Origin of the sequence: Synechococcus sp. R5-13 (assembly GCF_047462015.1) — a bacterium.
GTDB lineage: Bacteria > Cyanobacteriota > Cyanobacteriia > Thermostichales > Thermostichaceae > Thermostichus.
In genome coordinates this window covers 18,354-36,313 of sequence record NZ_JANSIL010000132.1, presented here as the reverse complement: position 1 = coordinate 36,313, position 17,960 = coordinate 18,354, and the positions used below count along the sequence as shown (strand labels likewise).

The following is a 17,960-nucleotide window of genomic DNA, read 5'->3' as shown; positions in this document are numbered from 1 at the left end:
AACAAACAGAATGCTATCGCTGCATAGTTGAACAGTGATGTTCAGCAGTGTTCAGCGTAAATGTATCAGGCAGGAAACCCTCTGTCAAGCTGTCGGCTAAGCCTCTGCCCAACGGTGAGCGTTCTCAACCCGGTGCTTTCTACACACTAGCTCGCCGAGCCAACTTATAGTCATTTCAAACTGGATTGAGACACTCCTACTGCTGCCCAAACGCTCCGCGCCGCTTCCGCGACCACCTCCAGTCCTTCTCCCAGAGAGAGAGGAGTTGGGAAGCAATGCAACAGATTTCATTCTTGTTTAAAATGCAATTCCCTAGGCAGGCTCCACCGCTTCTTGTAGGGCTTTGCGGGCAATGCGAGTGACGTAGACGGTAGCGGCTATGGTGGCGATGAGCCCCACGAGGCGAACGACCCATTGGGCGGTTTGAGCCTGAGGATCCAACTCCGCGCCTTCCATGTTGGCCAGGGATCCCGCCAACGAGCCGATGTACACATACATAAAAGTGCCCGGCACGATTCCAGCGGTGCCCAGCAAGTTATCCAGAAAAGAAATTTGGGTCAGCCCCAGGGCGTAGTTGAGCACATTGAAGGGAAACGCAGGCGACAGCCGAATCAGGCCGACTATTTTCCATCCCTCACGTCCCAACGCTCGATCGATGGCCGCAAACTTGGCGTTTCCCTCAATCCATTTCACCACCTGTTCCCGCGCCAAGTAGCGCCCGATTAAAAAAGCCAAGTTGGCTCCAATGGTTGCCCCGATCAGCACGTACACAGTTCCGGCCAGCAACCCGAACACGGCCCCTGCCCCCAAGGTCAGCACCGAGGCTGGTAGAAGCAGCACCGTCGCTACAATGTAAATGGCAATGAAGAGGATTGGCCCCAGCAACCCCAAGCTTTCAATCCAAGCCAGAGCTTCGGCGAGCCAGTCTTGAATAACTCCAAAAAATCCCAATCGATGGGCTGCCCAAAAGATAAAAATGGCCAAGCCCAAGCCGGTAGCAAGCTTAAGCAAAATCCGCTGCTTTTGGGGATTTGTGTTGAGTTGAGGTAGATCTTCCATTGGCTAAACTCCTACAAAGTTCTTGTGAGGCGAGCTAGGGCAAGCCAGAGTAGACAGCTCTTGGAGTGGGGGAAGTATCTTTACCCGAAAGTCGTGCCGTTCCATCCCCAAAGATAGCCTTTGGCATCGCTGAACTCAATGTAAATCCTCTTCTTGGGGATCCCCAATCGGGCCTCGATGGTGCCACAAAAAAACTCGCTCATGGCCCGGGTTTGTTGGGCGGAAAATTGCCCGATACTCTTGATTTCCACGTAGCAACAGGGATCCCCACTGCCAGCAAAGGTCATCGGGATCCCACCCTCAAAGGCGGTCATCACGTAGGCTTCCGACTTGCCCAACTGTTCCGATAGAGCAGCAGACAGCACCTTAAGCAGTTCCTCTACTGCGGCGATTTCTGGTTGCACAGACGTTTGCAGCTTGATCAAAGGCATGGATCCCTCTCCCTATCAACAAATTCATCTTGAAATTCATCTTGGCATTCTCAGCCCCGCTCTTCGGCAATCCACCTGTGGTAGCGTAGCGACAGAGTTGGGCAAACCTCTATGGAGCAGACGAAGCCGGCCAAGCCAGAGATCGGCCACCAGCAGGGCCAAATCGGGCCAGGCCCTTGTGCTGTGCAAACTGAGGCTGCCCCCGCTCCTGTCGGCCCTTACAGCCAGGGCGTTACTGCTCTGGGGCCGTTTCTGTTCACCGCCGGACAGGTGGGCCTGGATCCCAAAACCGGCAAACTGGTGGGGGAGGACATTGTTTCTCAAACTCGGCAGGCGTTGCTGAACGTGCAGGCAGTGCTGGAAGCGGGGGGCACCACTCTCGCTAATGTGGTGAAGACAACGGTTTTCCTGGCCGATATGGAGGACTTTGCGGCCATGAACGAGGTTTATCGAGAGTTTTTTGCCACCGATCCGGCTCCGGCTCGCTCTTGCGTACAGGTGGCCCGCCTGCCCCTCAATGCCCGAGTAGAAATCGAGGTTGTGGCCTGCTACCCACAATCGACCTAAATGTCTCCTGAGTCCGGCTAGCGGAATGGTTTCTGGGTCGGCGCGGATCCCGGCAAATCGGGAACTGGATCGTAGCCCCCTGGGTGCCAGGGATGACAGCGACAGAGGCGACGGAGCCCCAGCCAACCCCCACGTAGGGCACCGTAGCGCCGCACCGCTTCCAAGGTGTACTGGGAGCAGGTGGGGTAGTAGCGACAAGCAGGCGGCAGCCAAGGAGAAATACCCACCTGGTAACCCCGGATCAGGGCAATCAAGCTGCGAGTGAGGGGATCCGATCGTTCAGGCATGGGTCGGAGTCCAAAAAGCGCATCTCTAGGTAACTTGAGGTTAGCTGTTATCCCAGACTGGAGGCGCCTGCAAAGGCGAGCAGGGCCGGTTCCCAGCCCCAGACCATACGGTTACAATCAGAAAGGTTAGTACCTAAATATTTCGGGCTGAGGGATCCGGCGAAGGTGGGCTTATCCTAGGGCGCGGTTCTGGGAGAACGCTTTGAGTTCCATTTTGCATAAGGAGTTGGCGTGAGGGTATTCGGGCAGCTGCAGCCGGCACAGCGGCGCAACTTGGGCATTTTGTTTGTGGCTGGGCTGCTCTTTTGGGCCAGTTTATCCTCGCTGCTGCCCACGTTGCCTCTCTACATCAGAGATGCCGGTGGCACCAGCCAGCAAGTGGGCTGGGTAATGGGGGCCTTTTCGATTGGGTTGCTGGCCTTTCGCCCTGCGTTGGGTCGCCTGGCGGATGGCCACAGCCGGCAGATCGTGCTGCTTATCGGCATGGGGGTGGTGGGAATCGCCCCCATAGGATACTGGCTCTCCGATGGGATCCTGTGGGTAGCGCTGGTGCGAGCCTTTCACGGGATCAGCATCGCCGCTTTTGCCACCGCCTACGTGACTTTAGTGGTGGATTTTGCCCCAGAAGAAAAACGGGGCGAGATCCTGGGCTACATGAGCTTGGTCAATCCGATCGGTGCGGCTATTGGCCCTGCTTTGGGCGGCCTTTTGCAGGAGTTTGCCGGCTATGGCCCTTCGTTTTTCTTCTCCGCTCTGCTGGGGTTGGTGGGCTTTCTCTGCACCCAATCGGTTCGAGAACAACGACGTGGGCATTGGGGATCCCTGCCGATGGACGGAGCCTTTTGGAGCCTTCTGGGCAGCCCGAAGGTGCGCTCCCTCGCTTGGGTGATGTTTTTGGTGGGGTTGGCCTTCGGCACCCAGACCACCTTTGTGGCCTTGTTAATCCAAGAAGCCGGAGCTCCCCTGAATCCAGGTCTTTTCTATACGTCAGTGGCCTTTGCCAGCTTTGGAGTGCGCCTGCTCACCGGTCGCGCTTCCGATCGCTATGGGCGGGGGCCGTTTATCTCCCTCAGCTTGGTCACCTATGCCCTGGCGATGGGGATCCTGATTGTTGCCAATAGCAGCGGCGCTTTTCTGGCTGCTGGGGTCGCGGTAGGCTGCGGTTTTGGGACTTTGATCCCTCTCATCTCTGCCCTCGTGGCCGATCGCTCGGAGCCGGCGGAGCGGGGTCGCCTGTTTAGCTTGGTGATGTGCGGGTTTGATTTGGGCATTGGCCTGGCGGGGCCCCTTTTGGGCACCTTGGCGGCGGGAACCGGCTATCGGGCCATGTTTGGCTATGCGGCTCTTCTTTCCCTGGCTTCCTTAGGTTCTTTTCTCTTCTTCTCCAATGGACGACCGGGGGACTCGCTGCGCTTTGCCTTGGGCCTGGGGCCGGATAGCTCTTCGGTCCATCTAGAGGGCGGCCGCAATCGGCTTGGGTCGCAAGAACCCGACCCTCTGGAGCCGCCGGATCGGCCCGCTCCGCTGGAAACGGGATCCCGTTCATAGATAGTTCCATACTCAGATCCCCCACACCCCGTCAAGAACTGAGGCTCAAGCCCTCTGCAGTTGCTGCCAACCAACCGGCCCATTTCTGGAAACTTGCCTTATCCTAAGCTGGAGTTGGTGTACAAAAGGCAACTCTGGATACGGATTATGGAAGCGCGGCATTGGCTGGCCCTGATGGGATCCCTGGTGGTCAGTGCCTTCTGGGGATGGGTGGAAGCCGTCTGGGGGGTGACGGTGCGAGTGCAATTGGCCGATACCACTGCCCCTCTGGTGGTAGGCGTTTCTCTCCCTGCCCAGCTGATCAACGGTCGGGGAGAGGTGCTGGCAGATCTGCCCCCTATGCAAGGGTTTTTGGCTCAGCCCGGCCCTCAAGGGGTGCATCTGCATGGAGTGGTTGACCCGGCGTTGTTCATCGAACCTCAGGAGGATGGCCTGGTAGCGGTGAATGGCCGCTGGTATTCCGGCAAGGTGCTCTTGACTGGCTACAACATGGTGATGGCCATCAACTACGTGGATCTAGAAGACTATGTGGCCAGTGTGGTGGATGCAGAAATGGGATCCCGGTTCTTCCCAGAAGCCCTGAAGGCGCAAGCGGTGGCAGCCCGCAGCTACGTTCTTTACCATCGCAATTCCCGCGGTTGGTTTGATGTGTTTAGCGATACTCGCTCCCAGGTGTACCGAGGGCTTTCCCAGCGGTCGGCAGCCGCCCTGGAAGCAACACAAGCCACCCGTGGTGTGGTCATGGTGTATGGGGGTCAGTTTGTCAATGCCATGTACAGCGCCAGCAGCGGCGGCCAAACCGTCGGGGTGAGTGGGATCCCTTATTTGATGAGCTTACCGGATGTCAGCCCCTATCCCAAGTTTGGGCATGGCATTGGCATGAGCCAGTGGGGCGCCCAAGAATTGGCCCGCCGAGGCTGGACTTACCGCCAAATTTTGGCCTACTACTACCGAGGGGTCAGCTTTGCTCGTTTGCCAGAGTGAGACCTTCAGTGCCCTGATTTGCTCTGTCTCGTCTGCGTCAACCGAACCGCGGCTTTTGGGCCTGAAAGACCTCTTGGGCTTTGGGATCCCCTCGCTGAGGGCGGCGTTGAACTCCACTTCGGTCATGGTGCTAGAGCCGAGATAGTAGCCCCAACGATACACCAGATCCCCAAAGATGCCGTAGTGTCTCAGGGTTTGCAGATCTTTCATCAGGAGCGCACCGTCACGAACGGATCCCACACCAGAAACCCTGCTCTGCTTTTTCGCCATTCGCATCTTCCCTTACAGCATTTTTGGGCCTGACTTTTAACTTGAAGAAGACCCCGTTTTGTTCCCACCTCAGCTTCAATTTTAGGCTTCTGGGAGTGGCCTCATGGGTAGAACACTCTATGTGTCCCAACAGGATTGCTACCTCAGCCTCGACCAGGAACGCCTGGTTGTCAAACGGGCTGGAGCTGTTCTTCAACAGGCTCAATTGCCCCACTTGGATCAGATTTTGATCTTTGGCCATGCCCAAGTCACAACCCAACTGATCCAGAGTTGCCTAGAGCGCAACATCCCCATCGCCTATCTTTCCCACATGGGGTACTGTGCTGGGCCGTCATCAACCGGCAGGTGCAGACCTACAAGCAGTTTGTAAATGATCAGATCCCTGTTTACTTGCCGTTCCTCATCCGCTGAGGGGATCCCACATGCATGGTCAAGTCGCGATTTTTGTGGGTTTCTCTTCCGCGGCCCAAAGCGGGCCCATGTCCAGGTAACGCCGGAAAGCCCAGTCCTCCGTGGCCCTCAGCATCACCACCGTGGCCAGATTCACCAGGCTCCCCTCGCCGGGGAAGACCCCAACCACCCTGGTCCGCCGCTTCACCTCACGGATAAGCCGCTCCAGCACATTCGTGCTCTTGATGTGCCGCTGGTGGACCCCGGGAAAGTCCAGGTAGGTCAGGGCCTCCCCCAGACCCTGGGCAAACACCTCCACCGCCCGCTTAAACCGGTCCCGGTAACGCTCAACGAACTCCTGGGCCAGAGATTCCGCCGTGCCCCGCCGCCGCGCCACAAACACCTCCTGGAGCTCCTCGGCCACTACACCCCGCTCCGACTGCGGCACATGAGCTAAAACGTTCCGTATAAAGTATAAAGTGCACCACGCACCGCTGCCAGCTGGCCCCAGGAAGCTCCGCCATCACCGCTTGGCGGATGGAAAGGTGGTCGTCGGAAATGACCAGCCTCACCCCATGAAGCCTCCGCTCCACCAGGCCCTTCAGCAGGTTCCTCCAGGCCTCCTTCCTCTCCCCGCCCGCCGGCTCCACCGTCAGCACTTCCCGGTAGCCTTCTTCGTTCACCCCCACCGCCACCAGAAGGGCCAGGTCCACCACCCGCCCGCCCCAGTTCACCTTGAAGTAGGCCGCGTCCAGGTAGAGGTAGGGGTAGGCCAGCTCCAAAGGCCGGCCCCGCCAGGCGGAGAGCTCCTCCTCCAGGCGCTGAGCTACCCTGGAGACCGCGTCCTTACCGATGCGCACCCGGGACAGGCCCTCCGTGATGGCCGCTACCTTGCGGGTGGAGACCCCTTGCAGGTACATCTCCAGCACCGCTTCCTCCACCTCCCCGGTCATCCGCTTGTACCGCTCAAAGACCTCGGTCAGGAAAGTCCCCTCCCGGTCCCGGGGTACCCGGAGCTGGGCGATCCTGCCCGCCGGCGTGATGAGGTCCCGGGTGTAGTAGCCGTTCCGCTCCCCGCGGCGGCTTGGGGTGCGCTCACGGTAACCCGCAGCCAGGTGCTCGGTCATCTCTTCTTCCAACACCTGCTCGTTCGCGTAAGCGGTGCGGAGCACTATGACGGCCTTGACCCCTTCCCGGATGCGCCGGCTGATCTCCTCCTTGGTCAACCTCTTGAGCTCCTCTCCGTCCATTCCGCCCTCCATGCTTAACCCACAAAATACGCGACACTACCGCCACAGATCACCGGAGTGCGGCAATGGCTACTCAACTGGATGTGGAAGACATTCGAGGGATCCGATCGGTTGCTGAGGTGGCTGGTCTCTTTGCATCTCTGGGGTACGCTCTGGTGGGGCAACCGTTGGATATAGCAGCGCTGGAGCTACCCGCTGATTTTGACAGACCTCGGGCTGCATATTTCCTGGCGGAATATCGACAGCGGTATTTCCGTCAGGTGGTGCTGCTGCTTGAGTTTGAGGTAAAGCCCAGCCCTACAGGTCGCTTCCCTTCGGGGAAGTGGAATTTAATGAAAACAAACAAACTATGGCAGCCAGGGAAACTGGCGAAAGTTAGGTGGGCGCTTTTCCAAAAAGGCGCGTTTGCCCTCAGCAGCTTCTTCGGTCATGTAGAACAGCAACGTCGCATCTCCGGCCAGCTCCTGCAGCCCCACCTGCCCATCGCAGTCGGCGTTGAAGGCGGCTTTGAGGCAGCGGATGGCTAAGGGGCTGTGCTGGAGAATTTCTTGCGCCCAGCGGATCCCTTCAGCTTCTAGCTCTTCCACTGGCACCACGGCATTGACCAGACCCATCTCTAGGGCTTGGGCTGCGGTGTATTGGCGGCAGAGGAACCAAATCTCGCGGGCTTTTTTTTGCCCCACCACTCGCGCCAGGTAGGCGGCCCCAAAGCCCCCATCGAAGCTGCCTACTCTGGGGCCGGTTTGCCCAAAGATGGCGTTGTCGGCGGCAATGGTCAGGTCGCAGATGAGGTGCAAAACATGGCCACCCCCGATGGCGTAGCCTGCCACCAGGGCAATCACCACCTTGGGCAAAGAGCGGATGATGCGCTGCAGATCCAGCACATTGAGACGAGGGATCCCGGCCTCATCCAGGTAACCGGCCTCACCCCGTACGCTTTGATCCCCGCCGGCGCAGAAGGCATACTTCCCATCGGTATGGGGCCCGGCGCCTGTTAAGAGCACTACTCCAATCCTAGGATCCTCTCGCACATCGGCAAACGCATCAATCAGCTCGGCAATGGTCTTGGGGCGGAAGGCGTTGCGCTTGTGGGGACGGTTGATGGTGATCTTGGCAATGCCATCCGTTTTTTCGTAAAGAATGTCTTCGTAGAGCTTGGCCGTCTGCCACATGGTGTCTGGGTGTATCTATTGGGATGCCGGGCCAGGAGAGTTCCGTTTGGCTGATGGGGGCTCACTATGAGGAGCACCTGGGTACTCTGCACCGCTACCGCGAACGGCCTGAAAAGGCTAGGTAGAACGGTTGGTCGCTTGGATGAGGGCTTCCACCAATCCTTCCAAAGTATACTCCTGGGCTGCGATGTCCACTCGACCAAATGCAGCCTTGCAGGTTGCGGCCGTCTTGGGGCCAATGGCGGCAATCTGCACGGGTGGATCCCAGATCTCAGGGCCTAGCCCTGCCTGCTGGATCAAGTGGGCAAAATGCTGCACCGTCTTGGAGCTGGCAAAGGTGAGGATGTCCACCTGGTGGGCTTTAAGAGCTTCCAGGACCTGGGGATCCGCTGCTGCTGGACAGGCGGACTGATAGGCGGCCACCTCCACCACCTCTGCTCCTCGCTGCCGCAACCCCTGTACCAGCTCCTCCCGCCCTCCTGACTCAACGCGGGGAAAGAGGATGCGCTGCCCCTGCACTGGCTGCGGCCAAATGGGTAGCAGGGCTTCGGCCACAAACTCGGAGGGCATCAGATCCGGGCGAATGCCGTACTGGGCCAGCACGGAAGCGGTTTTGGATCCCACCACCGCCACTTGCAGGGAGTGGAGTGCTCGGCTATCTCGCCCCTGCCGCTGCAGCCGCTCAAAGAAAGCCTGCACTCCATTGGCAGAGGTCAGCAGCAGCCAGTCGAATTGTTCCAGGTTGGCAATGGCTGTATCCAAGGGATCCCAGCTCGTGGGCGGCTGGATCACCAGGGTCGGCATCTCCAGCACCCGCGCCCCCTGGGCCTGCAGCAACTCACAAAAAGCTGGTGATTGCCCCTCAGAACGGGTAACCAGCACCGTCTTGCCTGCCAAAGGAGCCGGTGGCGGCAAGGGTGGGATCCCCGGCAAAAAGTCCTGCCGCAACCGGATCACCTCCCCGACCACCAGCAGACCCGGCAACTTCGCCTGACCCGCCTCCTGCTGCAGCTCCGCCAAGGTGCCTACCCACACCTGTTGCTCTGCTTGCCCCGCCCCCCAGATCAAGGCCACCGGTCGGTCTGCCGGGATCCCAGACTCCACTAGCCGTGCGCCAATGTGCTGTCGCTGCCGGGATCCCATCAAAATCACCAAAGTATCCAACTGGGCCAGGGCGCTCCAGGGCAAGGCCTCTAGATCGTGGGCAGTCAGCACGGCAAAAACGCGGCTTAAGTGCTTATCGGTCAGGGGGATCCCTGCCCAGAGGGGGCCAGCCAGGGCCGACGACAACCCCGGCCAAATCTCAAAGGGACAGCCCGCCTCCCTAAGGGCTTGGATCTCCTCGCGAGCGCGGCCAAAGATCAAGGGATCCCCTGACTTGAGGTGAACCACCTGTTTGCCTTCTCGGCAGCGCTGGATGAGCCAATGGATGCCCTCCTGGAGGCTTCCTGGCCCAGAGCGTCGCCACACCTGCGCCTGCGGCGGCAACTCTGCCAACAAGCGCTCATCCACCAGCTCGTCGATCCAGATAGCCTCAGCCTGCCGTAGGATCTCCAGTGCTCCCTGCGTCAGGCCCGCCCGCCCGCCCAGCCCTGCCCCCACTAGATACACCTTGCCCATGCCCTACCCCTTGGAATGTCGATCTTGCCCCTTGTAAGAAGGGGATCCCGCTTGCTTTGCAAATATAAATCGAAGACGCCTCCCAACAGCTCCTCTTCCAAGGGGTGGCCAGCCTGAGGAAAAACTGGTCTACTTGCGAGATACTGAAAGCGTGGCCGCCTGAGGATCCCTGCCTATGTCCGGTGTAACTCCAGAGCCTTGGCCGCGGCGGCGTTTTTTGGCCAGTGGAGCTGCTCTGCTAGCAGTAGGAGCGGGCTCCCGCCCCTCTTCGGCCAGATCCCGGCCCTTGCGACTGGTCACCAACTGGTACGCCCAGGCCGAACACGGCGGCTTTTACCAAGCCCTGGCCACCGGCATCTACGCCGACTACGGTCTGCAGGTGGAAATCCGCATGGGGGGAACGGCGGTTAACGTGCTGCAACTGCTAGCCGGGGGAGCGGCAGATTTTGTGCTCGGCGGCAGCCCCGACGCTCTGGCGGCTCTGCAAGCTGGGATCCCTGTTCTCACCGTGGCCGCCTTTTTCCAGAAGGATCCCCAGTGTCTCTTGGCCCATCCAGGGGTGGGCATCGAGCGCCTGGAAGACCTGCGGGGCAAGCCCATCTGGGTGTCACCGGGGGCCAACCTCACCTACTGGCCTTTTTTGCGGGCCAAATTTGGCTTTACCGACGAGCAGAAGCGCCCCTACAACCTCAGCCTCACGCCCTTCTTGCTGGACAAGTCTTCTGCCCAGCAGGGCTATGTGACCTCCGAGCCCTTCCGCGTGCGCCAGGAGGGGGGCTTTGATCCCGTCGTTTTTCTGCTGGCCGACTACGGCTATTCCCCCTACGCCACCACCCTGGAGACCACCCGCCCCTTTGCCGAACAGCACCCGGAGCAGGTACGAAAATTTGTAGCTGCCTCCATCCAGGGCTGGCAGAGCTACCTAGAGGATCCCCGCCCCGGCAATCGCCTCATCCGCCAAGACAACCCCAACATGAGCGAGGCCCTCCTGGCCTACGCCCACCAAGCCCTAAAAGACTACGGCCTTCTCACCAGTGGAGATGCCGCCACGCTGGGGATCGGCGCCATGACCCACCAGCGCTGGCAAACCTACTTTCAGGAGATGGTGGCCCTGGGGATCGGCGCAGCGGGTCTGGAGGTTCGCCAAGCCTATACCCTCGACTTCCTCCCCGGCCCCACTGCCTAAGGGATCCCCACTTCCATCGCCGCCAAACTGTGCAAAAGCGGGGATCCCTGCATCCCCAGCTCATGGCGCCGGTGCATTTGGTTTGTCAGCAAGTAGGCCAAAGGTGGGTGGCCGCTCAGCCGTTGGCGGGGGTGGGGCAGATGGTCGTTGCCGAACTGGTGGCGGTACTCCTCCGAGTCGATAAAGGCATTGACCATGGCCTGCAAGCCCTGGTGCACCAAAATGTCGTGGTAGGCGGCCACCTCCTCCTTGCTGGCCGGGGCCCGTCCCAAAAAGTGCTTGAAGCCCTGCTCTACACAGCGGGTGTTGCAGCCGGCACTGAAAAAGAGTTGCCGGTAGAGCCGGGACCCCCCAATCTGGCGAACCAAGCGCTTAATCCCGATCCGCCCCCGCAAGAAGTCCTGCTCGATTTTCTCCAGTTCTCCCGCTTTCTCGTGCTGGTAGGGCTGGCGTTCCAAAAGCTGTTGGTAGGCAGCCCGCAACAGGTTTTGCAACGTTTGCGGATCCTGCCGGCGCTGGCGCGATTCCATAACCCTAGCTCCCAATCGACGAAGCCAACAAAAACAGAAAAGATCGATTTACAGACAAAATGGGGGACTACTTTAAAGAAATTATGAAGGGAATAGCAAATGGCTCGATACGCTTTTACGGCAAACTTCAGCACATCCTTCTGTAACAAAATTGCCAATAAAAGACCGTGAAGGTTCTACTTAAGATTTACCTTGCCGACAGAACGACCGGGGGAGATCTGCGATAAATATTTACGAAAGGATTGTCATTTTCTCCAATTTACGTGATTTCACTTTGTAACTTTCTAGCCGATAAAAAAAATTCCGTGTTTATTCGTAGTTAAGTATTATGACACTTCCATCCAGAATAACCTGCTCCAGATCCAGAATATAAGTTAAGTAAAGAATGCAGCCTCTCCCAGGGTCACAGGTGCAGGGCTCATCATTTGAAGTGCTCTGGTGAAGTGCTCTGGTTTGATTGACTGGGGACTCAGGTGTTGCTGTAGACCTGCAAGGGGGTTGCAGGGGAAGGGATCAATCAATTTTTGTGATTGGTTTGCGTTGCTTATGCAGTAGATCCTGCCCGCCGGGGTTTTTTGTCTGCCCTTAATGTGGATCCCATCTATGGTTAAACAAATCCGGCTAGAGCCTTTATCTCGTGTCTCGGAGGTCGATACCTACAGCAATCTGCTGTCGGCCATTTTGTCGGAGGAGCTGCAGGTTTCGCGGGAATGTAACGGTCGCGGCATCTGTGCCACCTGTCATGTTTACGTCAAAGAGGGAATGGAAAGCCTCACTCCCATCACCCCCCGCGAGGCCAAGACTCTGGAGACCATTACCAGCGCCCGCAGCAATTCCCGGCTGGCCTGTCAGGCGCGGGTGGTTTCCGATGGCGTGGTGGTGGAGCTGCCGCCGGGGATGTACGTGAACTCGCTGAGGGATATCGAAGTGCTCATCGGTCGGCGGGCTGAACAAGACCTGTTGCACCCACGGACGGGGAAGGTTTTGGTGGAGCAGGGCAAGATCATCACTCGCTCTACTGTTAAGCAGCTAGAAAATGAGGACTTCCGCATCATTGGCAATACGCTGGCCCAAACTCGGGAAGTTTGATGGATTGTCGATGTTCAGGGATCCCTTGGGCTCAGCGGGCATTGTCTTATAGACAATCAACCAAGGATTGAACAATGTTGGATCCCTCAGATAGCTGACCAAGTTTATCGAATGCTTAGCCATTCATTTTGTTGACTCATTGGCATTGTCTGGCCCAGTTGATCCCTACAAATCCCAGCAAATCCTGTTGCTTTGCAATCTAGAATTATCCATTTTTTATCAGGAGAGCGCCATGGCCACCACATCTCGACCGGATCCCCGTCCTGCAGTCACCCTGCCTGTGGGCCGTGACAAGCATGCCCACTACAGTTACCGCGATTTCTTCCGCTTCAACCGAGATCAGGGCACGATTATCGATTGGAACAACACCCAAAATCTGCTGTTGAGCGAAGACTTTATTGTGGGCTTGCAAACAGGCCTGGAACGGGAAGTGGGAGATGCTTCGGCGGCGGTGATGTACACCATTGGCAGAGATTGGGGCATCCGCGATGCCAAGCACTTCTCCGAGTGGTACGAGCGGGAGTATGGGATTGGCGTAAAACAGTCCAACCTTTTGTTTTTGCTGGAGACTTGGTGGTGGCCTTTTACGGCTCAGGGCTGGGGCAAGTGGGAGGTGGAAACCGAATCCAAACAAAAAGGCTTCCTGTTTATCAACTTGTTTGACTCGATGGTGGCTCGCACCCTTGGGGATGTGGGCAAGCCGGTTTGTCATCTCTATGCCGGGCTATTTGCCGGGTTTTTCACCGCTATGACTTCCCGCGAGCTGGCCTGCATCGAGATCCAGTGCTACGCCATGGGGGAAACCTACTGCAAGTTCCTGTTGGGCGGGCAAGAACGCATTGATGCCGCCAATTTTTGGATCACCGAAGGGGCCAGCGCCCGCGAGATCGAGCAGCGTTTACAGCAAATGTAAGGCTTGCTTGTGGTTCTGTCGTTCCTCAGCGCTTTGGAGAAGCTGACATGCTCACCCTAGATCCTGCTCGAGATCTAACCCAGCCCCTGATGCTCTTCTTGCAGGGGTTGAACTGGGATAATCGACCCCTAGCCAAGGCTTCCTCCGCTCAAGAACTGCCGCCGCAGTCCCCCGTGCTCTTTGCCCAGTCGGTGGGCCAGTTTTTTGCCGGCTTCAATTGGTCGGGCATCCGCCCATGGGTGGAGCCGGTGCCGGAATTGCCAGCGGAGGATCCCTTTACCCTTGAGGATTTTGCCGCCTTGTTTGGCGGAGCTTTGCTCTAGCTCTGGTTTGTTCAGGGCTCTCAGTTGTGCTCTCTCGATCCGTGCTCTAAGGAGACTTCACCCATGGATGACCTTCACTCTTGGCCGGAGCGCATTGCCGATCGAGAAGGGGATTACTTAACACCCGACGATCTGCAAGACCTGATTCGTTACTCGCTCTCTTTTGAAGAACGGCTGGAGCTCTACCAAGTCTTACAACAGCAAGAGCTGACCTGGATCCAAAAGGTTTTGCAACAGCAGGGGCCAACCCCCGTCGCGACAGCGTTGCCCAGCAGCAATCCCGCCAGAGAGGGGGCAGAACCTTCTCTAACCCCGGCTCAGCGCCTCTTGGCTCGTCAATTGGCCTTTTGTTTGCGCTCCCTGGGCCTGAGTCTGTTGCTGGGGGATCCCACCCCTGTGCAGCAGGTAACTCTTGGTGCGATGGAACAGTACCTAGGGTTGCCGCAAGCGCTCGCTCAGCTACGGGCAGTGGTTCAGGGATCCCTGCCAGCGGATCAGCAGGGTTTGCTTGCCCCCTACTGGCAAGAGCTACAAGCTGTCTGCGCAACTTCTCAGGCCCAATCTCCTTCCCCTTCTTCTTCTGAGATGGAGGTTGACCTGCCCACAGTTCCGCCGGAGAGGGCTCTCACCTTGGCGGAAATGTTTGTGTGAAGCCCACTGAAGGAGGCTCTATCTATGAATTCAAGGGTTGCCGAGCTGATGCAACAAAGCGAAGGCCGCTATCTGCGCCCGGACGAGTTGAAAACTCTACACGCCTACGTGGAAGGGATCCCGAAGCGGGTCCGCCTTTACCAGGTTCTGCAGGCCAAAGAACAAGAGCTGCTGGATCGGGTGATGGAGAAGTTTCAGCCGATGATGCCGAATTTAATCCGCCAGCATGGTCACCTGGCCTGGGAGCGCTGCCGCCGGGATCTGAGCATGGTGTGGCGCTACTGCTGCATGGCCATGCTGCTCAACGACGAAGACTACCTGAGGGATAAATTGCTCTACTGGCTGGAGACGATCCTGAAATCGTTCAAGATGCGCGACCAATGCCAGCCTGCCTACAAGTTAATGCTCGACTCCCTGACCTACATCTTTGGGGCAGAAGAGAGCGAGATGATCCGTCCTTATCTGCTTTTGGCCAAATCCATGCTGGTTAACTAGGTCCATTCGCCCTCAATGGATTCCCTAGTTTTGCCAATCCACCGGACATTCATCCCTTCACTCCAAAAGGCCAAGTTCCAGCCGCCCTCAAATCCGTCCATCCCCCTGTGAGATAGCCATGACTACCCTGCAAGAGATTCTGCAAGACCAGATCTTGCCTGGGCACTGCTTTAGCCCTGCCTACTACATCCGCCCTGACATCCACACCGGACTGCTCTACAGCCGCGGAGGATACCGCTTGGCGGCCTTTCCCATGCCCCTGCTGGAAGCTCTCTACTCCGGCCTGCGCTATGAAACTGGCCAAGCCACCCGCGTCATTCTCTACAACTGTGGCCGCGATTGGGGAGAGGCATTTTTCCGCCGTGTTGAAGACGAGCTTTCCGGCTACTACCAGCAGCCGCTGCAGGAATTGCCGATGGGGATCTTCCTGGATGCCCTCAGCGACCTCTGGGCCACCCACGGTTGGGGACGCCTGGAGCTGGACTTTTCCGCTGCTGACCACGGCTTGGTTCAAGCCGGGATCCGCCATTCCGGGTTTGCCCTGGCCGCTCGCGCCAGCTTCAACCTGGAGGAAGCTTCTACACGGCAAGAGCCTGCCGGATACCTAGAGGCGGGAATGCTGGCCAGCCTCTTCTCATTGCTTTCGGGGCGGGATCTCATCTGCGTGCAGACCACCTGCGAATCCCTAGGGGCCGACCTCAACCGCTTCCTCATCGGTACGGCCCAGCGGCTGCACCACTGCGAGGAGTGGGTGCGCAAAGGCCTCTCCCACGAGGAGATTCTGGATCGGCTCACCGCCAGTCCCTAGGGCCAGAGCTGTTTTCAGGGGCTCGCTAGGGCAGGTAGGGCTGAAAATCTTGGGTGACCGTCAGAGTCAAGTTGGCATTGGCGTCGATCACCGCCACTTCCGGCGCCGTTACATTGCCGATGACAGCCCCTGCCGCCGCTCCGCCCAGCACTTTCTCCGTCGAGATCACCCGGTCGCCGAAGAGGCCCCCCAAAATCGCTCCTGCGGCTGCCCCGATCAAGGCATCCTGCACAATCGCTTCCCCGGAAGTGTGGCGGGGATCCTTGCGCAGCGGAATAACCTGGCTCTGAGCGTAGAGGGGGTAGGATTGGCCGTTGAAAATCAAAGCCCGCGAAACAAACTGGGTGCCGCCGCTCACCGGCTGAAATTGGCCTTCCAAAACAGCCCCCGCCGGGACGACCATGTTGCCGTAGATGTCCCGCAGAGGGGTATCCAAGCTAAGGCTAACGGCGCGGGTTTCCCCAGGGGCAATCAAGAGGGTTTCTGGGGAGCGATGCACCGCCTGGATCAGATCCCCAGAGCGCAATAGCAACGTGGTTTGCAGTTGAAAGGGCTGGCCAGGTTGCAGGGGTTGAGGGCCAGGGGGAAGGGGGCGAGGATTCACAGGACGCCATCCCTCACCGGCAGGCGGTGGTGGCAAGGGCCCCATTTGGGCCAAAACTGGGGCGGCCATCTGCGCTGAGAGCAATCCGCCAAGCAGAGGAGCCAACAGGCGGCTGGCTGGGTTGGTCATGGTCTTACCCCCATTCATTATTCCTACGTTAGCTGCAAACCGGCCAAAGTCGGGAACAAAAGCTTTCCTGGCCTCACTATCGTGATCAAAGCCAACTGAATGGGAGATGGGCTACCTTGGGTGAGCAGATTCCGCTGCTCTTCGCTCCAGATAGAAGTACGGAAAAACGCTAGGGTTGCCCACTCTGGGATCCCTGCTGTCCATGTTAGATTAGGCTCTAGGTTTCTTCCCCTGCGTGGGGCCGAAGTCTTGCAGCATCCCAACCCTCTTCTTGTAGCTATGAAGCTTGTAGCTATGAAGCGCAGCACATCCATGCCGGGCCAGCCCTCTCCCGGGTCAGAAGCTTCCGCCCAACCTGCTCAATCCTCTTTCCAGCCTTTTGCCATCTCCACTTGGAAGTCTCTTCTCTCGTCAGTGCTGCTGGTGCTGCTGGGCATTGGGCTGGGAGCGGCTCTGGTGGGGGGCAAGGGGGTATCTGCCCAGACGACGGCAACCCCGCCCCAACTGAACCTGAATTTCATCGCCGATGTGGCGCAAAAGGTGGGGCCGGCGGTGGTTCGCATCGATGCTGAGCGGACGGTGCGCGCCCCTGCCCCTTTTCCGGAGGAGTTTTTCAGCGATCCCTTTTTCCGGGATTTCTTTGGCCAAGCGATCCCTTCCATCCCTCGGCAGCGGCGACAGCAGGGAACCGGCTCTGGGTTCATCATCAGCCCAGACGGCCAGATCATCACCAATGCCCATGTGGTCGAGGGATCCGACAAGGTAACGGTGACGCTCAAGGATACCCGCAGCTTTGATGGGCAGGTAATCGGTTCGGATCCGGTTACGGACATCGCCGTGGTGAAGATCAACGCCCAGAACCTGCCGACCGTGAAGCTGGGGCGCTCGGAAACCCTGGAGCCGGGCCAGTGGGCCATTGCCATCGGCAACCCCCTGGGTTTGGATAACACCGTTACGGCTGGGATCATCAGCGCTTTGGGCCGTTCCAGCGGGGAGATTCGGGTGCCTGACAAGCGGGTATCTTTTATCCAAACGGATGCGGCCATTAACCCCGGCAACTCCGGCGGCCCGCTGCTCAACGCTCAAGGGGAGGTGATAGGGGTGAACACCGCCATCATCCAGGGAGCGCAAGGGTTGGGCTTCGCCATCCCCATTGAGACGGCCCAGCGGGTGGCCAATCAGTTGATCACTCGCGGCAAGGTGGATCACCCCTACCTGGGCATCCGCATGCTCACGCTGACTCCAGAGCTGAAGGAGCGCCTCAACCAGGATCCCAATAGCCGCATTTTGATAACGGTGGATCAGGGTGTGCTGATCGGCGAAGTCATCCAGGGATCCCCGGCGGAACGGGCAGGGCTGCGGTCTGGGGATGTCATTCTCTCCATCAATGGTCGTGCCGTAACCACAGCCGATCAGGTGCAACAGGAGGTGGAGCGCACTGAGGTGGGCAGCACCCTGGAGCTGGAGATCGAGCGAGCCGGGCGGCGACAGAAGATCCGCGCGGTAACGGGCTCTTTCCCGGTTCCGAGCGGAGGCTGATTGGGCATGGTTGACCGCCCCTCAAGTATCAACCAGACCCCAGCGACACAGCAGGGTTGTTGTCAATGGGGGTAAACCTCTCAACCTAGGTTGCGAACTCCCCTTTTCCCCTGGG

21 protein-coding genes are annotated in these 17,960 nt (G+C 58.5%); 12 read left to right on the top strand and 9 right to left on the bottom strand.

The genetic code is table 11. The features are described from left to right. Positions 1 to 312: 312 nt before the first annotated feature. Positions 313 to 1,059: a TVP38/TMEM64 family protein gene (locus NW840_RS10275; protein WP_414344083.1), complete on the bottom strand. Its 747-nt coding sequence runs from the start codon at positions 1,057 to 1,059 to the stop codon at positions 313 to 315. A gap of 80 nt (positions 1,060 to 1,139) precedes the next feature. Next, positions 1,140 to 1,490 (bottom strand): phenylpyruvate tautomerase MIF-related protein, encoded by a 351-nt coding sequence (locus tag NW840_RS10270; protein ID WP_414344080.1) that lies wholly within the window; start codon positions 1,488 to 1,490, stop codon positions 1,140 to 1,142. A 183-nt stretch (positions 1,491 to 1,673) separates the two neighbouring features. On the opposite strand from NW840_RS10270, the gene NW840_RS10265 reads away from it, so the two are divergent. Then, positions 1,674 to 2,057 (top strand): RidA family protein, encoded by a 384-nt coding sequence (locus NW840_RS10265; RefSeq protein ID WP_011432209.1) that lies wholly within the window; start codon positions 1,674 to 1,676, stop codon positions 2,055 to 2,057. Between the two features lie 17 nt (positions 2,058 to 2,074). Here NW840_RS10265 and yidD read toward each other — a convergent pair whose 3' ends face one another. After that, entirely contained in the window at positions 2,075 to 2,344 is a 270-nt protein-coding gene (gene yidD / locus NW840_RS10260) for a membrane protein insertion efficiency factor YidD (protein ID WP_414344078.1), read from the bottom strand. Between the two features lie 231 nt (positions 2,345 to 2,575). Between yidD and NW840_RS10255 the strand changes: the two genes are divergently transcribed. The 3 genes from NW840_RS10255 to NW840_RS10245 all read left to right on the top strand — a co-directional run bounded on the left by NW840_RS10255 (position 2,576) and on the right by NW840_RS10245 (position 5,516). After that, positions 2,576 to 3,892, top strand: a complete 1,317-nt coding sequence (locus NW840_RS10255) for an MFS transporter (protein ID WP_414344076.1) — start codon at positions 2,576 to 2,578, stop codon at positions 3,890 to 3,892. 147 nt (positions 3,893 to 4,039) lie between these two features. Beyond that, entirely contained in the window at positions 4,040 to 4,876 is an 837-nt protein-coding gene (locus tag NW840_RS10250; RefSeq protein WP_414344073.1) for a SpoIID/LytB domain-containing protein, read from the top strand. A gap of 373 nt (positions 4,877 to 5,249) precedes the next feature. Continuing rightward, a complete protein-coding gene (locus tag NW840_RS10245) occupies positions 5,250 to 5,516 on the top strand; it encodes a CRISPR-associated endonuclease Cas1 (protein WP_414344071.1) in 267 nt (88 codons plus the stop codon). 60 nt (positions 5,517 to 5,576) lie between these two features. Here NW840_RS10245 and NW840_RS10240 read toward each other — a convergent pair whose 3' ends face one another. The 4 genes from NW840_RS10240 to cobA form a co-directional block, all read right to left on the bottom strand. Continuing rightward, a complete protein-coding gene (locus NW840_RS10240) occupies positions 5,577 to 5,960 on the bottom strand; it encodes a transposase (RefSeq protein WP_414344069.1) in 384 nt (127 codons plus the stop codon). Further along, positions 5,884 to 6,786, bottom strand: a complete 903-nt coding sequence (locus NW840_RS10235; protein WP_414344067.1) for an IS256 family transposase — start codon at positions 6,784 to 6,786, stop codon at positions 5,884 to 5,886. The genes NW840_RS10240 and NW840_RS10235 overlap by 77 nt, the downstream gene beginning before the upstream one ends. 347 nt (positions 6,787 to 7,133) lie before the next feature. Continuing rightward, the gene (gene menB / locus NW840_RS10230; RefSeq protein ID WP_011432215.1) at positions 7,134 to 7,958 is read right to left on the bottom strand and encodes a 1,4-dihydroxy-2-naphthoyl-CoA synthase; all 825 of its coding nucleotides are present in this window, start codon (positions 7,956 to 7,958) and stop codon (positions 7,134 to 7,136) included. Between the two features lie 117 nt (positions 7,959 to 8,075). Then, positions 8,076 to 9,578 carry a uroporphyrinogen-III C-methyltransferase gene (gene cobA, locus NW840_RS10225; RefSeq protein ID WP_414344064.1) on the bottom strand — a complete coding sequence of 501 codons (1,503 nt, stop codon included), beginning with the start codon at positions 9,576 to 9,578 and terminating at the stop codon, positions 8,076 to 8,078. Between the two features lie 175 nt (positions 9,579 to 9,753). Here cobA and NW840_RS10220 point away from each other — a divergent pair, with 175 nt between their 5' ends. Next, on the top strand, positions 9,754 to 10,764 hold the full coding sequence (locus NW840_RS10220; protein ID WP_414344061.1) for an ABC transporter substrate-binding protein: 1,011 nt from the start codon (positions 9,754 to 9,756) through the stop codon (positions 10,762 to 10,764). Here the strand turns inward: NW840_RS10220 and NW840_RS10215 are convergent. Then, positions 10,761 to 11,294 carry a phycobilisome rod-core linker polypeptide gene (locus NW840_RS10215; RefSeq protein ID WP_414344058.1) on the bottom strand — a complete coding sequence of 178 codons (534 nt, stop codon included), beginning with the start codon at positions 11,292 to 11,294 and terminating at the stop codon, positions 10,761 to 10,763. The two genes, NW840_RS10220 and NW840_RS10215, sit on opposite strands and share 4 nt — an antisense overlap. Before the next feature lie 603 nt (positions 11,295 to 11,897). On the opposite strand from NW840_RS10215, the gene NW840_RS10210 reads away from it, so the two are divergent. The 6 genes from NW840_RS10210 to NW840_RS10185 all read left to right on the top strand — a co-directional run bounded on the left by NW840_RS10210 (position 11,898) and on the right by NW840_RS10185 (position 15,573). Next, positions 11,898 to 12,383, top strand: coding sequence for a 2Fe-2S iron-sulfur cluster-binding protein (locus tag NW840_RS10210; protein ID WP_414344056.1), 486 nt, complete (start codon positions 11,898 to 11,900; stop codon positions 12,381 to 12,383). Between the two features lie 232 nt (positions 12,384 to 12,615). Then, the gene (locus NW840_RS10205; protein ID WP_414344053.1) at positions 12,616 to 13,296 is read left to right on the top strand and encodes a V4R domain-containing protein; all 681 of its coding nucleotides are present in this window, start codon (positions 12,616 to 12,618) and stop codon (positions 13,294 to 13,296) included. 47 nt (positions 13,297 to 13,343) lie between these two features. After that, positions 13,344 to 13,619 carry a hypothetical protein gene (locus NW840_RS10200; protein WP_414344051.1) on the top strand — a complete coding sequence of 92 codons (276 nt, stop codon included), beginning with the start codon at positions 13,344 to 13,346 and terminating at the stop codon, positions 13,617 to 13,619. A 63-nt stretch (positions 13,620 to 13,682) separates the two neighbouring features. After that, entirely contained in the window at positions 13,683 to 14,270 is a 588-nt protein-coding gene (locus NW840_RS10195) for a hypothetical protein (RefSeq protein ID WP_414344049.1), read from the top strand. Between the two features lie 24 nt (positions 14,271 to 14,294). Next, entirely contained in the window at positions 14,295 to 14,765 is a 471-nt protein-coding gene (locus tag NW840_RS10190; protein WP_414344046.1) for a phycobilisome protein, read from the top strand. 118 nt (positions 14,766 to 14,883) lie between these two features. After that, positions 14,884 to 15,573 carry a V4R domain-containing protein gene (locus NW840_RS10185; protein WP_414344044.1) on the top strand — a complete coding sequence of 230 codons (690 nt, stop codon included), beginning with the start codon at positions 14,884 to 14,886 and terminating at the stop codon, positions 15,571 to 15,573. 25 nt (positions 15,574 to 15,598) lie between these two features. On the opposite strand, the gene NW840_RS10180 is transcribed toward NW840_RS10185, so the two are convergent. Continuing rightward, on the bottom strand, positions 15,599 to 16,324 hold the full coding sequence (locus NW840_RS10180; protein ID WP_414344043.1) for a hypothetical protein: 726 nt from the start codon (positions 16,322 to 16,324) through the stop codon (positions 15,599 to 15,601). A gap of 276 nt (positions 16,325 to 16,600) precedes the next feature. Between NW840_RS10180 and NW840_RS10175 the strand changes: the two genes are divergently transcribed. Then, entirely contained in the window at positions 16,601 to 17,845 is a 1,245-nt protein-coding gene (locus NW840_RS10175; RefSeq protein WP_414344042.1) for an HhoA/HhoB/HtrA family serine endopeptidase, read from the top strand. Positions 17,846 to 17,960: the final 115 nt, after the last annotated feature.

Coding starts and splice junctions, on each gene's coding strand:
- NW840_RS10275 (WP_414344083.1), bottom strand. CDS start 1,059: ATGGAAGATCTACCTCAACTCAACACAAATCCCCAAAAGCAGCGGATT.
- NW840_RS10270 (WP_414344080.1), bottom strand. CDS start 1,490: ATGCCTTTGATCAAGCTGCAAACGTCTGTGCAACCAGAAATCGCCGCA.
- yidD (WP_414344078.1), bottom strand. CDS start 2,344: ATGCCTGAACGATCGGATCCCCTCACTCGCAGCTTGATTGCCCTGATC.
- NW840_RS10250 (WP_414344073.1), top strand. CDS start 4,040: ATGGAAGCGCGGCATTGGCTGGCCCTGATGGGATCCCTGGTGGTCAGT.
- NW840_RS10245 (WP_414344071.1), top strand. CDS start 5,250: ATGGGTAGAACACTCTATGTGTCCCAACAGGATTGCTACCTCAGCCTC.
- NW840_RS10235 (WP_414344067.1), bottom strand. CDS start 6,786: ATGGACGGAGAGGAGCTCAAGAGGTTGACCAAGGAGGAGATCAGCCGG.
- menB (WP_011432215.1), bottom strand. CDS start 7,958: ATGTGGCAGACGGCCAAGCTCTACGAAGACATTCTTTACGAAAAAACG.
- cobA (WP_414344064.1), bottom strand. CDS start 9,578: ATGGGCAAGGTGTATCTAGTGGGGGCAGGGCTGGGCGGGCGGGCGGGC.
- NW840_RS10220 (WP_414344061.1), top strand. CDS start 9,754: ATGTCCGGTGTAACTCCAGAGCCTTGGCCGCGGCGGCGTTTTTTGGCC.
- NW840_RS10215 (WP_414344058.1), bottom strand. CDS start 11,294: ATGGAATCGCGCCAGCGCCGGCAGGATCCGCAAACGTTGCAAAACCTG.
- NW840_RS10210 (WP_414344056.1), top strand. CDS start 11,898: ATGGTTAAACAAATCCGGCTAGAGCCTTTATCTCGTGTCTCGGAGGTC.
- NW840_RS10205 (WP_414344053.1), top strand. CDS start 12,616: ATGGCCACCACATCTCGACCGGATCCCCGTCCTGCAGTCACCCTGCCT.
- NW840_RS10200 (WP_414344051.1), top strand. CDS start 13,344: ATGCTCACCCTAGATCCTGCTCGAGATCTAACCCAGCCCCTGATGCTC.
- NW840_RS10195 (WP_414344049.1), top strand. CDS start 13,683: ATGGATGACCTTCACTCTTGGCCGGAGCGCATTGCCGATCGAGAAGGG.
- NW840_RS10190 (WP_414344046.1), top strand. CDS start 14,295: ATGAATTCAAGGGTTGCCGAGCTGATGCAACAAAGCGAAGGCCGCTAT.
- NW840_RS10185 (WP_414344044.1), top strand. CDS start 14,884: ATGACTACCCTGCAAGAGATTCTGCAAGACCAGATCTTGCCTGGGCAC.
- NW840_RS10180 (WP_414344043.1), bottom strand. CDS start 16,324: ATGAATGGGGGTAAGACCATGACCAACCCAGCCAGCCGCCTGTTGGCT.
- NW840_RS10175 (WP_414344042.1), top strand. CDS start 16,601: ATGAAGCGCAGCACATCCATGCCGGGCCAGCCCTCTCCCGGGTCAGAA.